Annotated in this window: 14 protein-coding genes and 1 pseudogene; 5 read left to right on the top strand and 10 right to left on the bottom strand. The window is 69.9% G+C overall.

What is annotated here, in order from left to right; translation table 11 throughout:
- Positions 1 to 738: 738 nt before the first annotated feature.
- A complete protein-coding gene (locus F7R91_RS43610) occupies positions 739 to 930 on the bottom strand; it encodes a hypothetical protein (RefSeq protein WP_225321124.1) in 192 nt (63 codons plus the stop codon).
- Between the two features lie 350 nt (positions 931 to 1,280).
- Positions 1,281 to 2,084 carry an SDR family NAD(P)-dependent oxidoreductase gene (locus F7R91_RS41140; protein ID WP_150958914.1) on the bottom strand — a complete coding sequence of 268 codons (804 nt, stop codon included), beginning with the start codon at positions 2,082 to 2,084 and terminating at the stop codon, positions 1,281 to 1,283.
- A gap of 85 nt (positions 2,085 to 2,169) precedes the next feature.
- Here F7R91_RS41140 and F7R91_RS41135 point away from each other — a divergent pair, with 85 nt between their 5' ends.
- The gene (locus F7R91_RS41135; protein ID WP_150958912.1) at positions 2,170 to 3,021 is read left to right on the top strand and encodes a helix-turn-helix transcriptional regulator; all 852 of its coding nucleotides are present in this window, start codon (positions 2,170 to 2,172) and stop codon (positions 3,019 to 3,021) included.
- Positions 3,022 to 3,077: 56 nt separating this feature from the next.
- Here the strand turns inward: F7R91_RS41135 and F7R91_RS41130 are convergent, their stop codons facing one another.
- Complete coding sequence (locus F7R91_RS41130; RefSeq protein ID WP_191971888.1) at positions 3,078 to 3,422, bottom strand: hypothetical protein; 345 nt, start codon at positions 3,420 to 3,422, stop codon at positions 3,078 to 3,080.
- 181 nt (positions 3,423 to 3,603) lie between these two features.
- On the bottom strand, positions 3,604 to 4,200 hold the full coding sequence (locus F7R91_RS41120) for a helix-turn-helix domain-containing protein (RefSeq protein WP_150958908.1): 597 nt from the start codon (positions 4,198 to 4,200) through the stop codon (positions 3,604 to 3,606).
- Between the two features lie 356 nt (positions 4,201 to 4,556).
- Here F7R91_RS41120 and F7R91_RS41115 point away from each other — a divergent pair, with 356 nt between their 5' ends.
- From F7R91_RS41115 to F7R91_RS43605, 3 genes and pseudogenes are all read left to right on the top strand, one after another.
- Complete coding sequence (locus tag F7R91_RS41115; protein WP_225321123.1) at positions 4,557 to 4,865, top strand: hypothetical protein; 309 nt, start codon at positions 4,557 to 4,559, stop codon at positions 4,863 to 4,865.
- A 188-nt stretch (positions 4,866 to 5,053) separates the two neighbouring features.
- On the top strand, positions 5,054 to 6,595 hold the full coding sequence (locus F7R91_RS41110) for an MFS transporter (protein ID WP_331000739.1): 1,542 nt from the start codon (positions 5,054 to 5,056) through the stop codon (positions 6,593 to 6,595).
- Positions 6,596 to 6,674: 79 nt separating this feature from the next.
- Positions 6,675 to 6,869: pseudogene (locus F7R91_RS43605) on the top strand (chlorophyllase); the annotation flags it as partial.
- A gap of 464 nt (positions 6,870 to 7,333) precedes the next feature.
- Here the strand turns inward: F7R91_RS43605 and F7R91_RS41095 are convergent.
- The 5 genes from F7R91_RS41095 to F7R91_RS41075 all read right to left on the bottom strand — a co-directional run bounded on the left by F7R91_RS41095 (position 7,334) and on the right by F7R91_RS41075 (position 12,245).
- Positions 7,334 to 7,894 (bottom strand): GerMN domain-containing protein, encoded by a 561-nt coding sequence (locus tag F7R91_RS41095; RefSeq protein ID WP_150958904.1) that lies wholly within the window; start codon positions 7,892 to 7,894, stop codon positions 7,334 to 7,336.
- Positions 7,891 to 9,342, bottom strand: coding sequence for a sensor histidine kinase (locus F7R91_RS41090; RefSeq protein ID WP_150958902.1), 1,452 nt, complete (start codon positions 9,340 to 9,342; stop codon positions 7,891 to 7,893). The genes F7R91_RS41095 and F7R91_RS41090 overlap by 4 nt, the downstream gene beginning before the upstream one ends.
- Complete coding sequence (locus tag F7R91_RS41085) at positions 9,339 to 10,037, bottom strand: response regulator transcription factor (protein ID WP_150958900.1); 699 nt, start codon at positions 10,035 to 10,037, stop codon at positions 9,339 to 9,341. Before F7R91_RS41085 ends, F7R91_RS41090 begins: the two co-directional genes overlap by 4 nt.
- Positions 10,038 to 10,149: 112 nt before the next feature.
- On the bottom strand, positions 10,150 to 11,307 hold the full coding sequence (locus tag F7R91_RS41080) for an acyltransferase family protein (RefSeq protein WP_408056103.1): 1,158 nt from the start codon (positions 11,305 to 11,307) through the stop codon (positions 10,150 to 10,152).
- Positions 11,308 to 11,420: 113 nt separating this feature from the next.
- Positions 11,421 to 12,245, bottom strand: a complete 825-nt coding sequence (locus F7R91_RS41075; protein ID WP_150958896.1) for an SGNH/GDSL hydrolase family protein — start codon at positions 12,243 to 12,245, stop codon at positions 11,421 to 11,423.
- A gap of 388 nt (positions 12,246 to 12,633) precedes the next feature.
- Here F7R91_RS41075 and F7R91_RS41070 point away from each other — a divergent pair, with 388 nt between their 5' ends.
- Positions 12,634 to 13,716, top strand: coding sequence for an NAD(P)/FAD-dependent oxidoreductase (locus F7R91_RS41070; RefSeq protein WP_150958894.1), 1,083 nt, complete (start codon positions 12,634 to 12,636; stop codon positions 13,714 to 13,716).
- A gap of 15 nt (positions 13,717 to 13,731) precedes the next feature.
- On the opposite strand, the gene F7R91_RS41065 is transcribed toward F7R91_RS41070, so the two are convergent.
- Positions 13,732 to 14,239: helix-turn-helix domain-containing protein (locus tag F7R91_RS41065; RefSeq protein WP_150958892.1), on the bottom strand; the 508-nt coding region annotated here is incomplete at its 5' end.

Raw genomic sequence — 14,239 nt, 5'->3', positions numbered from 1 at the left:
CAGGTCGTCGGTTCTCACGTAGAGTGCGGTCGCGAGGGTGTCCAGGTTGTTCGTCACACAACGATCTTGGACACCCTCGTTCACGTCTCTACGGGCACCCCTTGGAATAGATCATCTAGTACAGGTCGACGACCCGCCATGTGACGTGGGAGGGGTGGAACATCTCGCCGTTCTCCTGGGTGAAGGCGCCGCCGGCCTCCATCTGGCGGAGCCGCCGACTCCCAAAGAGGCGGCCCCTCATTCACGACGTACTCGACCGGCTCCCGGCGGGGCGGGACGTGAGCGCTGCGCTGGTCCGACGTCAACATAGACGGGCTCGAACTCCTCGTACAGCACTCCAACAGCCCGTCGGCGCCGACTTCCCCCGGTCAGCGGCACGGAGGACTCGGACTCGTCGGTGACGACGAAATCGTCGCGGGTCAGTTCACCGGCCATTGGGGCCGTCGGCGCGTGGACACGTCGATTGACCAGGAGTGGGCAGATCCACATCCACCGTCTGAAAGGGCTGCGCACGTCATCGTGACCCGTTGTTCCGCGGCACCGACGACAGCGGGTCCGCGCTTCGGCCCCGTCGCCGATCTGTGCCTGTCGCGACGGGTGCTGCTCGGCCTGCAGCGGGCCTCGACGCACAGGGCCGGACGATGGCCGCCTTTCCGGGTCAGGCCAAACCGAATCTCTCGGCGTGCACCTGTCGCGCGGGGACCTGTAGGTCTTGCAGGCCGGAGAGCACGGCCCTGGTCAGGCGGGCGGGCCGCAGACGTACACGTCGCGTTCAGTGATGTCGGGGACCAGGCGGTGCAGGCTGCCCGGGCCGAACGTCGGGGCGCCGCCTTCGCCGTTCCTCCCGGTGAGCAGGTGCAACCGGCCACCCCGGAGCGCGACCAGGTAGCGCACCTCGTTCAGCAGCACGGCGTCAGCCTCGCTGCGCACCGGTACAGCACGACGACGTCGCCGGTCGTCTGCTCCTCCAGCATGGCCCGCATGAGCCGGAACCCCACGCCTCGGGCGATCAGCAGCGCGCCTGGCCGGATCCGGTGCAGCGAGGTGAACGCCCGTACGGTCCCTCGACGAAGGCGCGGCTGCCGACCGGGACCTTCCGCAGGCCAGCGCTGGTGCTGCCCACTGCCTTCACCGTGAGGCGCAATCCCTGTCCGTGGGGCGCCGCCGACAGTGAGAGGGGGTTGGCCAGCCACCAGTGGTTGTGCCCGGGGAACCGCCAGATGCAGAACCGACCCGCGCGGGCGGGAGTTTGTCGAGGTTCCGGCCGGTGAACTCTGTGTTCAGGCGCCGGCGCCGCCGTCGACCGGCAGGATCGCGCCGGTGACGTACGAGGCCCGGTCGCTGAGCAGCCACGCGGCCGCCTCGGCGATCTGCCGGGGCTCGGCCATCCGGCCGAGCGGGATCGTCGCGGTCATCTGCTCGACGATACCGGGAGTCGCCGCTTCCCAGGCGTCGATCATCTCCGTGGAGGTGCCGCCGGGGGTGATGCCGTTGACCCGGATACGCTCACCGGCCCAGTTCACCGCGGCTGTCTCGGTGAGGCTGTTGAGCGCGCGCTTCATGGCGCCGTATGCGGGCAGGGCGGGGTTCGCGCGGCGGCTGCCGATACTCGATGTGTTGACGATCGCCCCGCCGCCGCCCTGTCGCATGAGCGCGGCCTCGGCGGTCATGGCGGTCCAGTGCGAGCGGAAGTTCACGGCGAACTGCTCGTCGATGTCCTCGTCGCTGGTGGTATCGACCGGGCCGAACTGCTGCTGGGGGACCGCGCCGTTGTTGAAGGCGCCGTCCAGCCGTCCGTGCAGCTTTTCGATGTGGTCGATGGCGGCGCGGATGCTCGCGCTGTCGGCGAGGTCCAGGGTGACGGCGTCGGCGACGCCGCCATCAGCGCGGATCTCGGTGACGATGCGGTCGAGGGCGTCGGTGCTGCGGGCGGCCAGCACGACGGCGGCGCCCTCGGAGGCGAAGAGCCGGGCGGCGGCCGCCCCTATGCCGCGGCTGGCGCCGGTGACGAATACGACCTTGCCGGTGAGCAGGCCGATGCGTGCGATGTCGATGCTGTTGGTGTTGTTCGTGCTGTTCGTCATGGCAACAGCGTCCGGCCGCGTCCGGACCGGATACAGGCACAGGCAGTACCAGGATCCGCCGCAGGGCCGCGTCCACACTTGGCATATGGACAAACAGGAGCTCGGGGCGTTCCTCCGCAGCCGTCGGGAGCGGCTCAGGCCGCAGGACGTGGGCCTTGCCTCCGGACCGCGACGCCGGACACCGGGTCTGCGCCGCGAGGAGGCCGCGGTCCTCGCGCACATCTCCACGGAGTACTACATCCGGCTCGAACAGGGAAGGGCGCCACGGCCGTCGGGCGAGGTCCTCTCCGGGATCGCAGGTGCGCTGCGGCTCACCGAGGCCGAGAGCGACCACCTCCACGTCCTCGCGGGTACCGCGCCGACCCGTGCCCGGCTGCACCGGCGCGAAGTGCGCCCCAGCATCCTCGCCCTGCTTGAGCGGCTGCCGCAGACGGCCGCCTTCGTGATGTCCGCCGCATTCGAGGTGCTCGCCTGGAACCACCTTGCAGCCGCGCTCATGGAGGACTTCGCACCGCTCGCCCCCAGGGACCGCAATCTCGCGCGCCGGGCGTTTCTCGGACCGCAGCGACCTGATGCGACGCTGTACGGGATCTCCGACGCCACAGAGTTCCGCCACCAAGTCGTCATGGAACTCCACGCCACCCTCGCCCGCTACCCCACCGATCCCGCGGTGACCGGCCTCGTCGACGAGCTGCGCAACGCCAGCCCCGACTTCGCCCGGCTCTGGGAGCGGCACGACGTAGAGCCGGCACCGATGCTCACCAAGACCTTCCGTCACCCGGCCGTCGGGGAGATCACCGTCGACTGCGACAAGCTCACGCTCACCGACCGCGACCAGTGCCTCGTGCTCTACACCGCGCCGCCAGGATCCCCTGGCGCGGACGCTCTGGCTCTTCTGAACGTCCTTGGAGCCGAGGCGAGTGACTCTCTGCGGTAGCGTCGCAGCCGGCCACGGCGAACACCGTCCGCCAGAAGGGGGGACGTGCCGGCTTCTCACCGATCTGTCAGCTGCTGGCGCAGGAGTTGGTTCTCGGCTGTCGCCTGGTGCAGGGCACCGACGAGGGCTTCGACGTCGGCCTTGAGCTGGGCGATCTCCTCCACGTCGGCAGCCCGTAGTTCCTTGAGCCGGCGGACCTGCTTGCGCAGGCGCTGTTCGCTGTACGGGGTACTGCCCCTGGCGCGGACCTTGTCGTGGAACTCGCTCCCGTCCCGCCGCCGCACCGAGGAGATCTTCGAGTAGAGCACCCGACTCCTGGCCAACCCCTCGCCGGCCTCGACGACTTCGACAGCCTGGAGGGCTGGACCCTCCACCGCCTCCGCCACGGCGCGCTCACCCACGACGCGGAGGACGGCACCGCGACACCGATGCTGCCGGCCCGCTCCCAACACGCCTGCGTACGGCCCTGGAACGCTACGCCCGGCCCGAGCCTCACGTTGAACTGCTGTCATCCGGTTCGCCATTCGACAACGGCACCCAGGTTCCCGGGATCGCTACCTCTCGTGAGGTCTGTGAGCATTCCTACTCGGCCGGGCCGTGGCTCGGTGCTGCACGGACGTGCGCACGTTCGCCTTGTTTCCCGATGAGACTCAGGTACTCGACGGGACCGGCGCCCGTGGCCCCGAACCAGTGCGGGGTGCGCGTGTCGAACTCCGCGGCCTCCCCGGGCCCGAGGATGAGGTCGTGTTCCCCGAGGACAAGGCGGAGCGTTCCGTTCAGGACATAGACCCAGTCGTAGCCCTGGTGGGTGCGCAGGTCTGGTTCGGCGTCGTCGCTTCCGGTCGGGAGGATGAACTTGTAGGCCTGGATTCCTCCGGGCCTACGGGTCAGCGGCAGGATGACCGAGCCGTCGCTGCAGGGGATGGGGCGCAGATTGATGCGGGGGTCGCCGGTCGGCGGCGCCTCGACGAGCTCGTCGAGTGTGACCCCGTAGGCGCGAGCCAGCGGAAGCAGCTGTTCGAGCGTCGGACGTCGCAAGCCCGCCTCGAGTCGGGACAGGGTGCTGGTGGAGATGCCGGTCTCCTCCGCGAGGTCGGCGAGCGTGATGTCTCGGTGCAGCCGAAGGCGTTTCAGCCTCGGCCCGACAGTGTCAAGAGTGCGGTTGATGGCTTCGCTCATCCCCCCATTTTGCCGTTTGGCAACAATGTTTGCGCATCCGCCTTCTCTCTCAGCACGATGAAGAACGAACCGAGGAACGCACCCGCAGAGGGGGGCGCGATCTGTCGGCGCGGGTGAGCCCGGCGGAGCTGTCAGCACGTGGGCGCGACAAGGTCACCGGCTTCGGCGGAGAGATCATCGCGAACGATGGGGGCGACCTATGACGCACGGATTCGACAGCGACTTCTGGGAGCGGCACTGGCAACAGGGGCCCGGGGGTCCGGGATCCTTGGGCGGCAACCCGCCGAACCCGTACCTCGCTTGTGAGACCAGCGGCGTGACACCGGGTACGGCACTGGATGCGGGGTGCGGCGGCGGTGCCGAGGCGATCTGGCTCGTCCCACGGCCGGCATGTCACCGCAGCCGACATCTCGTCCGAGGCCCTGGCTCTCGCTGCCGGCGGCACGCTGCTCATCGTGGGGCACCTGCACACCCCGGGCTCCACCGGCCGCGGGCACCGCCCTCCTGCCGAAGCGTCGGCCACCTCCGCGCCCATGGCCGCGCGCCTGGACGGCACGGAGTGGGAGATCGTCACCGCCGAAGAGCACCTGCGCACGCTGAGCGGTCACGGGGGCCGAGCGGCACGCCTCCACAACGTCGCCGTGCGCGCCACCCGACGCCGGTAATCACAGCATCCGTCAGCACCAGCACCAGCACCCGCTGCTCCGGCGCCGGTTCCCCATGCCTTCCCGGAAGGAATTCCATGCACAACCCCATGAGTACGAACCGGTCCTCAGTCGCGGGAGCCCCCGATCCGGCCATCCAGGATCCCCGACAACGACGTACGATCTTGGTCGGGGTCTGCATCGCGCTGATGGCGGTCATCGCTTCGGTGTCCGGGCTGAACGTCGCCCAGCCGGAGCTCGCCGTCGCGTTCGGCGCCTCGCAATCCGAGGTCTTGTGGTTCATCAACCTCTACACCATCAGTCTGGCCGCGTTGCTCCTGCCGCTCGGCGCGTTGGGCGACCGGTGGGGCCGCAGGCCGGTACTGATCGCAGGGCTGCTCGTCTTCGGAACGGCGAGTGCGGCGGCCGGCCTTGCCCCTTCGTCCGAGATCATGCTCGCCGCGCGTTTCCTGAGCGGCGTGGGCGCAGCGATGATCATGCCGGTCACCCTCGCCGTCATCACCGCGACCTTCCCGGACCAGGAACGCTCCAAGGCGATCGGCGTGTGGACCGGCGTCGCCGGCGGTGGAGGCATCCTGGGGATGTACTTGTCCGCCGTCCTGGTCGACCTGGCGACCTGGCGGTGGCTCTTCGTCCTGCCGGTCGTGCTCGTCGTCGTCGCCCTCGTGATGGCGCTGCGCTCCGTCCCGAACTCGCGCGAGGCATCAGAGCACGGGTTCGACGCCATCGGTTCCCTCTCGTCCGTGGTCGCCGTGGCCGGGCTCGTCTTCTTCCTCCACGAGGGCCCCGGAAAAGGCTGGACCGCGCCCGCGACGCTGCTGAGCCTCCTCGTCGGCGCCATCGCCGCTGTCGGATTCGTGGCATGGGAGCTGCGCCGGCAGGCTCCACTCCTCGATGTCCGCCTGTTCCGCGAGCGAGGTCTCGCGAGCGGTTCCGCGTCGCTCTTGACGGTCTTCGGTGTGCAGGCAGGAATCTTCGTGGTCCTCTTCCCGTACTTCCAGGCCGTGCTCGGCTGGTCCGGCCTTCGCTCCACCCTGGCGCTCATGCCGATGGCGCTGCTGATGATGTTCGCCTCCGGCCTCGCCCCGCACGTGGCCGCGCGCATCGGCAGCCGTTCGACGATGGCCTCAGGGATCTTCCTGGGCGGCGCGGGCCTGGTCCTCATGGCCGGCTTCGTCTCCGTCGACGGCGGCTACGTGTCGATCCTCCCTGGCATGCTGGCCATGGGACTCGGTATGGGTTTGACGATGACGCCCTCCACCGAGGCCATCACCACCGCCTTGCCGCGTGAGCGTCAAGGTGTCGCGTCCGCTCTCAACGACGTCACCCGGGAGTTCGGCACGGCGCTCGGTGTCGCGCTGCTCGGAGCGGTACTGACCGCCGGCTACCGCCGCGCCATCGACTCCCGGCTGGACGGAGTGCCCGACGACGCCGCCGACACCGCACGCGCGGGCGTCGCCAACGCCCTCACAGCGGCCGACGGGGCCGGCCCACAGGCGCAGGCACTGACCCGAGCCGCCCAGGAGTCCTTCGTCAACGGCTGGCAGCAGGCCATGTGGGCAGGCGCAGCGGTCATGGCGGTCCTGTTCGTGCATGTTCTCGCGCGAGGTCCGCAGCAACGGGCCCAAGCTCAGGGTTCCGGTGGCAACAGCAGTGAATCCAGCGATGCAGTCGCCGACTGCGTTGACTCACCGAGGGAGCGAACACGCCGTCGACGTCACGACGCCTGAGGCCGCTGCAATCCCTGCAGGAGCAGGTCGATCAGTCGTCGGGGGTTGTAGCGGGGGTCGCTGTCGCGTCCGATGCACGCTGGTCGTCGCCGGCGACAAGGACGACTCCCGCCACTTCACCGACATGGGGCCGAACTGGCACGCCGACCCTTACACCCTCGGCCCCAGCCCCAAGACCCTGCTCACCCTGTTCGACGCGGGGCACGCACTCGGCGGGATCCCCGGATACGACGCCGCCCAGACCACGGACGAGAGCCCCGAGCGAGTCGACGCCGGCCGACGGGGTGTAACTAACGGTCAGCTTGGCTCCACCGGCCAGCCGCGGCATCGTCCACCCGACGCGCCTGGAAAGGGGATGGACCTGTCGTGGCGGTGCACCGCCAGCCGGAGCAGTGCGCGAGTGACCAGCCGGGCGTCTTCTTCGGGGATGCCGCGGTCCGCGGCAACGTCGGTGGCCCACTTGCGCAGCGGCTCGTGCTGTGTGGGGAACTCACCCCACAGGTGGCGCAGGAGAGCTCCGGCAGTCCCTGTTCGGTCTTGTCGTGGTAACGACTCGGTCGGCGATTGTGAACGGCGTGTTGAGTGGGACTTGAGGTCGGGTTTCAGATGCCTGCGGCGGGTGGGTCACATCGTGCAGGATGGGGTTGAGTGGACGGGGGAAGTGAGCGTCGGGTTCCGGCACGGTGCAGGGGCACGTCCTCGGGAATTATTGCGACGTGCCGACCGTGGTTCCACCTGCTACCTTGTGGCCCCCTGACTCGTGGCAGGTTCAGGCACGGGTACGACGTTTCCCGCCTCGTTACAGCGGATGGTCCAGGGCGTCCCGAAGCCCTCCTCGTAGACCCGTACCTCCACGTCGGAAAGTTGTTTGCCGTCGGCCGCCTGGGCGTTGGCCGCGGTGCAGATGATCTGGCTGAGCCCGAGGCCGCCACCGCCGGTCATGTTCGCCACAGGCACGGGGAGGTGCAGATCCACGGCGCCGTCGGCGGCCTGCGCGACCAGCCGCCCGTCCATCAGGGGGACCTCGGTGATCAGGCCGCGGGCGCGTTCGGCGGCGTCGGGCCCCTTGAGGAGCAGGTCGAGTGCCTGTTGCGGGGTTGCGGGGGTGTCGACCTCGCGGCTGGCGGGCTGGATGCCGTACGAGCTGACGAAGTAGAGCTGGGCATAGTGGGTCGCGGATCCCGGTTCGCGAAGGCCGGACGCCGGGCCGCCGGCTCGGACGGGGCCGGTGGAGCCAATGCCGCAGCCTGTCGACAGCACACCCAAAAAGGCTATGAGACAGGTGAGTTGGCGCTTCATGGCTGGTCCTCCTGCCGGAGCGTGCGCGGGAGTGTGATGGTGAACACCGCGCCGTTGTCCGGGAGGTTGGCGGCGGTCAGGGTGCCGTGGTGGAGTCGTACGTTTTCCATCGCGATGGCGAGTCCGAGGCCGCTGCCCTCGGATCGGGCCCGCGCGGCGTCCGCCTTGTAGAAGCGGTCGAAGACATGCGGCAGGACCTCCTCGGGGATGCCGGGGCCGTCGTCGGCGACATCGATCACAAGGGACTCCTGCGTGGCAGTCGCCCGGAGAGTGACGGGAGCGGCGCCGTGCCGCAGCGCGTTGCCGATCAGGTTGGCGAGGACGACGTCGATGCGCCGCGCGTCGACCCGGACACGAGGATCATCCCCGGGAAGTTCGGTGATCACCTCGTCCGGCTCGCGCCAGCCGCGCAGGTGAAGCGTCTTGTGGACGACGGTGCGCAGACTCACGTCGTCCAGGTGCAACACCGCTGCCCCCGCGTCGAAGCGGGAGATTTCCATCAAGTCCTCAATCATTCCGGCCAGCTTGCGGGTCTCGTCGCTGACGAGGAGGAGCGCGTCGGCGGTGTCCGGAGGCAGCGTGCCGGAGCGGGCGTCCTCGTCGAGGGCGTCGGTGACGGCGGCCATCGCGGCGAGCGGGGTCCGCAGTTCGTGCGAGACGTCTGCGGCGAACCGGCGGGCGTTGGCCTCCATGCGCCGCAGCTTGGCGTCGTCCCGCTCGAGTGCAGCCGCCATGGTGTTGAACGTGCCGGTCAGCGTGGTGAGTTCGTCCTTGCCGACGACGTCCAGGCGCGTGTCCAAGGCGCCCGAGGTGATCTTCTCGGCGGCCGTACGCAGCTGCCGTACAGGACGCAGCACCCGGCGGGCCGCGAACAGGGCGGACACGACGGCGAAGGCGAGCGCCGGGACGGCGCCCGCCCAGGCCGCGTTGACCAGAGCGGAGATGTCGGCCCGTTCACCGTCCAGCGGCAGAACGGCGTAGACGACCAGCCCCGACGGTTTCCCCGCCTCCTTGCCCCGGCCGGTGTAATTGATCGGCATGCCGATACGCAGTCGGTGCCCGTCGGCATGCTCCACGCGCTCGTAGAAGGTGGTGTCGCCGCTCTTTGTCGCGTCGCGCAGGGCGTTGCTGACGTCGCCCGCGGTGCCTATGAGTGGCCCGCCATCGCGGGAAACGCCCGTGTGCCAGCCGCGCGAGCCCGAGGCACGGTCCAGCTGGCGCGCGAAGATGCGCAGGTCGGTGTCGGTGGGGTTGGTCGGAAGGTCGGGGGCGAGCGAGTCGATCTGGAGGCGCAGATCGTGGACGGCGCCGTTCTGGGTGCGGTCCAGGATCGCGCTGCGGGCCTGCCGGAAGGTGAGCGTGGCGGTGATCAGCTCGCTGAGCGCGGCGACGAGGACGAAAGCGACGACCAGGCGTGGGCGCAGGCCGGGGGGCAAGGCGAGCTTCATGCGGGCAGCGGGCCGAAGCGATAACCGAAGCCGCGCACGGTCTGGACGTACGCCGGGCGGCGCGGGTCCTCTTCGATCTTGGCGCGCAACCGCATCACGCAGGCGTCGACCAGGCGGGCATCCCCGTAGTAGCTGTGCTCCCAGACGTCCTCGAGCAGCTGCTGGCGGCTGAAGGTCCGCTCCGGGGCAGCACTGAGAAAGAGCAGCAGCTTCAACTCGGAGGGAGCGAGTGGGAGTTCTTCGCCGTGCTTGCGGACGATCAGCGCGTCGCGGTCGATCTCAAGATCGCCCACCTGAGTCGGTCCGGCGCCTGTGCCGGTGCCGGTCTGGACGGGGGCGACGCGGCGCAGTACCGCGCGCATCCTGGCCTCGATGACGGCGGCGCCGGCGGGTTTGACGACGTAGTCGTCGGCACCCGCCTCGAGGCCGATCACGACGTCGATGTCGTCGCCGCGTGCGGAAAGGATCACGAGGGGGACCCGGCTGGTCTCGCGGATGCGGCGGCACACTTCCAGCCCGCTCATGCCGGGGAGCATCAGATCGAGGAGCACGAGGTCGGGCTTGAAGGCAACCAGGGCATCGAGGCCGTCCTCGCCGGTGCCGACCGCCTCGGTCTCGTGCCCATTGCGGGACAAGCCCAGGACGACACCGCGGCGCACGGCCGGATCGTCCTCGATCAGCAGGACACGGGTCATGCAGGGGTCCTTTCCACGGTGAGCGTGTTGTTCCGGCATTACGTGAGCTGCCGAACGGGTCGCCTACTGTACGGGCGAGCAGGAGCGTGGTGTGCACTGATTGTCCTGGAGGTCACCTCAACTGGTCGACGTCGACCGTGCCCGCCCCCGGGACCGGTTCGGGCACCGCCGCCCAGAGGACGGCTCCCGCCAGGGCCAGCGCGACTACTGCGATCAAACCGCGGCCGGCACGGGCCCAACCCACCCGGAACCGCACCGGATCCTCGACGAACCGCTTCGTCACCGCAGCGGCCACCAGCGAGATCCCGATCGCGACGACGGTCCCGCCCCAGCCCCCGAGCGCCGACAGCCGCGGCAACAGCAGCAGGTACACCGGCCAGTGCCACAGATACAGGCTGTACGACAGCTGTCCAAGGCCACGCGGCAGGCGGCTGCCCACAATCCGCGCCGCCCAGGTGCCCGGCACCTGGGCCGTCAGGACGATCAGCACGGCCGCGGTCAGAGAGTGGACAAAGAGCCCGCCCTGGAAGAGCAGGGGCTCCTCCTCTCCCCCGGTCACCGCCCACGCCACCGCCAGCCCGCACCCCAGGACCAGGCACACCGGGTCGGCCGCGCGGCGCGGCACTCGGCGCACGAGGTTCCGCACCGGCGCGGTGGCCGCGAGCGCCCCGAGCAGCAGGGCGGCGCCACGGGTGTCGGTGCCCTCGTAGACGCGGGTGGTGTCCACCGCGGCACCAAGCGAGACGGTCAGAGCGAGGGAGACCAGGGCACCCACACCGGCGAGCGAGGCCACGATCCGCTCAGCGCACCGCCCCCGGGCGGCCACTGCCACCACCAGCGGCCAGGCCAAGTAGAACTGCCACTCCACGCCAATGCTCCACAAATGGGCGAAGACGCGGGTGTCGGAGGAGTTCCAGTAGCCGATCTGCTCCGTGATGTAGTGCCAGTTGACCGCCTGGGCCCCGACCCAGGGCATGTCGTCGAGCGCGAAGCGCAGATGCTCCGTGGTCCCCCACGCCCACGTGGCCAATACGGTCACGACCACCACACAGACGAGAGCGGGCAGCAGGCGGCGGGCTCGGCGGCCCCAGAACGCGGCCAGGCCGATCCGGCCGCACCTCGTCGCCTCGCCGACCAGCAACCCGGTGATCAGGAACCCGGAGAGCACGAAGAACAGGTCGACTCCGAGAAACCCGCCGCGCAGATGCCCGGCGTGGAAGAGCAGCACGGCCGCGACCGCGAACCCGCGCAGCCCATCAAGGGCGGCTATGTGCGCACGGCCCACCCCGCTGGGGTGCGCCGCCCGGTGCCGGCCCGGTACCGGGCGGCCTCCCACAGGCGCGGGCAACGGAAGATGCGAAGGCATGAAGTCGGCCGCCCGCGTCACGCGGCACAGCGGAGCTTGCCGTACCGCTCGTCGCCGGTCCAGGACTTCTGGGCCCAGGAGTCCACCGACGCCGGCGTGAAGCTCTCCTGCTTGCCGAGCTTCTCGGTGAACCACTTGGCGAAAGTGGCCGCTCCCTGCTGGCAGTTGTGGATCCCGTCCGGGGCGCGCTGCGCCTTCTGAGCCGAGGCATCCGTGCCCCACAGCTGCGAAGCGTCGAAGAACGCCACCGTGCCATCGTTCTTCCCGGCGACTTCCGCGGCTGCCTTGGGAGCGGTACGCATCTGCGCCTCGTGCTGCTTGTAGAACCCGTCGATCTTGATGGGCGGGGACGAAACGATCACCACCTTGGCCCCGGCGTCCTTGGCCGTGTCGACGACCTTCTCGTAGGCAGCCCGCTGCTGATCCTGGCTCCCCCAGTCGTACGTGGTGACTTGGTAGGCGACCACGGTAGGACGGAACGACTCGATGTCCTTGCCCAGTTGCTTCCACGTGGCGCCGGAAATCATCTGTGTAATCTCCTCGCCGCTATTGACGATCGTGCCCCCACCGTCCGAAGAGGAGTCCTTGAACTCCACACCACTGGCCTTCAGGGCCGCGTTCAGCGCGGGAGCCTGGGCGCCCGCAATGGAGTCGCCCAGCCAAAGGACCTTCGCACCGGTGCTCGTCGTCTGCTTGCTCTTCCCCTCGTCCCTGGTGCCGAGGCCCTTCTCGCCGCATCCGACCAAGGTGAGGCCGAGCGCAGCGACTGCGGCGACCGCGCTCAGGGCGTAGCGGGCCATGCGGTGAGGAGAACGGGAACGGGACTTGTGCTTGCTGTTCATGCCCCCAGCACAGCAGCCCCCAGACGCCCAGTCGCCCGCTGTCATCGTTTGCTCATGCTCCGCGCAAGGAGCGCTCATGCGCCTCGGTATCCAGATCGGGACCCGGACGAAGACCGACTCGAACACAGGCGAAAGGATCGAGGTTCCGGTCTACGACACCACCCAACAGGTACCTGAGGAGGCGGAGTACGCCGCCCAAGGCGTCGAGCTGCAGCTCGCGTGCCTGAGCCAGATCCGTGTTGTGAACTGGCTGCGGCTGCGGCGCCGTCATGCGGGCCGCGAGTCGGATGCCGCGCGGTCCACGCGCCCCGCCGACGCCGCAGGACGTTTCTTGCCGGACCGGCAAGGAATATTGGCGGTCCCGGCGGGTGAGGCGCACGGTGCGCGCATGAGTCCACACAATGCTGCTGACGAACTGGACGTCCTTGTGATCGGGGGAGGTGCCGCCGGCCTGTCCGGGGCGCTCACCCTGGCCCGCGCCCGTCGCTCCGTACTGGTCCTCGACTCCGGCGAACCGCGCAACGCCCCCGCCGAGGCCGCGCACGGCCTGTTGTCCCGGGACGGTGTGCCGCCGCTCGAGTTGCTGGCCGCCGGCCGGGCGGAGGTGTCCGGCTACGGCGGGCGGATCGTGTACGACCGGGCTGTCGCGGCCCGGCGGGTGGAGGGCGGGTTCTCTGTCGAGACCGCGAGTGGCCGCGGCTTCCGGGCGCGGCGTCTGCTGGTGACGACCGGCCTGGTCGACGAGCTCCCCGAGGTGCCGGGGCTGCGGGAGCGCTGGGGGCGCGATGTGCTGCACTGCCCGTACTGCCACGGCTGGGAGGTGCGCGACACCTCGATCGGTGTGCTGGGCGGCAGCCCGGTCGCGGTGCATCAGGCGCTGCTGTTCCGGCAGTGGTCGGCGCACGTGACGCTGTTCCTGCACACGGGCGAGGACATGACCGAGGATCAGTGGGAGCGGTTGGCGGCGCGCGGGGTTGCGGTGGTCGACGGCGAGGTGGCCGGTCTGGCCGTGGCGGAGGACCGGCTGGCGGGGGTCCGGCTGGCCTCGGGCCGACAGGTGCCGGTGGAGGCGCTGATCGTCGTACCACGGTTGGTGGCGCGCAGCGATGTGCTGGCCGACCTTGGGCTCGGCACGGTGGAGCATCTCATGGGGGTGGGGGCGTACGTGCCGTCGGACGGGAGCGGGCTGACCGAGGCGCCGGGGGTGTGGGTGGCCGGCAACGTCACCGACCTGATGGCCCCCGTCCCGGCCGCGCAGGCGGCCGGGGTGCAGGCCGCCGCGGCGATCAACGCGGACCTGGTGGTTGAGGACACCGATGCCGCCGTGGCCCGCCGCAGGTCGGCCGCCTCCGCTGATGTGTTCGGCGCGGCCTGTGAGGCCGAGGTCTCTGCACGGGTCCTGGGCGGGCGCCGTCACGGTCTCGACTCGCTGCCGCAGTCCGAGGGCACCGCGGCTTCCGTGCAGCCGTAGCGGCGGACCGGGCCGTCATGGCGCGGACTGCTCGCGACCGGACGGGCGGGCGCGCAGGTGGGCGCGCTCGCCCTGCTGACCGAAGATGACGAGGAGTTCGACCGGTCGGTCGTCGGCCGGACCCATCCAGTGCGGGAGGTGGGTGTCGAACTCCGCCACCTCGCCGGGATCCAGGACCAGGGAGCGGTCGCCGAGGAAGAGCCGCAGCCGGCCGTTGAGGACGTAGGGCCACTCGTAGCCCTCGTGGGTCTTGAGCTCGGGTTCGCCGGCGCTGGGAGGGATCACGAGCTTGTGGGCGTGCAGGCCTCCGACGCGGCGGGTGAGCGGCACGAACGTCATGCCGCCGTGGGTGACGGGGCGCAGGTGCACGCGGGGATCACCGGTCTGCGGGGCGCCAACGAGTTCGTCCAGGGGGAGGCCGTAGGCGCGGGCGAGCGGGAGCAGCAGTTCCAGGTTGGGTTTGCGCCCACCGCTCTCCAGCCGGGACAGCGTGCTCTCAGAGATGCCGGTGGTCTCGGCCAGG

It is taken from the genome of Streptomyces luteolifulvus (assembly GCF_008806595.1).
GTDB classification, from domain to species: Bacteria; Actinomycetota; Actinomycetes; order Streptomycetales; family Streptomycetaceae; genus Streptomyces; species Streptomyces luteolifulvus.
The sequence above is the reverse complement of the archived record's forward strand: the minus strand, read 5'-3'. Positions and strand labels throughout refer to the sequence as shown.

Excerpts from the sequence above, each read along its gene's own strand:
- F7R91_RS41140 (WP_150958914.1), bottom strand. The coding sequence starts at position 2,084 with ATGACGAACAGCACGAACAACACCAACAGCATCGACATCGCACGCATC.
- F7R91_RS41070 (WP_150958894.1), top strand. The coding sequence starts at position 12,634 with ATGAGTCCACACAATGCTGCTGACGAACTGGACGTCCTTGTGATCGGG.
- F7R91_RS41090 (WP_150958902.1), bottom strand. The coding sequence starts at position 9,342 with ATGAAGCTCGCCTTGCCCCCCGGCCTGCGCCCACGCCTGGTCGTCGCT.
- F7R91_RS41095 (WP_150958904.1), bottom strand. The coding sequence starts at position 7,894 with ATGAAGCGCCAACTCACCTGTCTCATAGCCTTTTTGGGTGTGCTGTCG.
- F7R91_RS41085 (WP_150958900.1), bottom strand. The coding sequence starts at position 10,037 with ATGACCCGTGTCCTGCTGATCGAGGACGATCCGGCCGTGCGCCGCGGT.
- F7R91_RS41120 (WP_150958908.1), bottom strand. The coding sequence starts at position 4,200 with ATGAGCGAAGCCATCAACCGCACTCTTGACACTGTCGGGCCGAGGCTG.
- F7R91_RS41075 (WP_150958896.1), bottom strand. The coding sequence starts at position 12,245 with ATGAACAGCAAGCACAAGTCCCGTTCCCGTTCTCCTCACCGCATGGCC.
- F7R91_RS41135 (WP_150958912.1), top strand. The coding sequence starts at position 2,170 with ATGGACAAACAGGAGCTCGGGGCGTTCCTCCGCAGCCGTCGGGAGCGG.
- F7R91_RS41110 (WP_331000739.1), top strand. The coding sequence starts at position 5,054 with ATGGCGGTCATCGCTTCGGTGTCCGGGCTGAACGTCGCCCAGCCGGAG.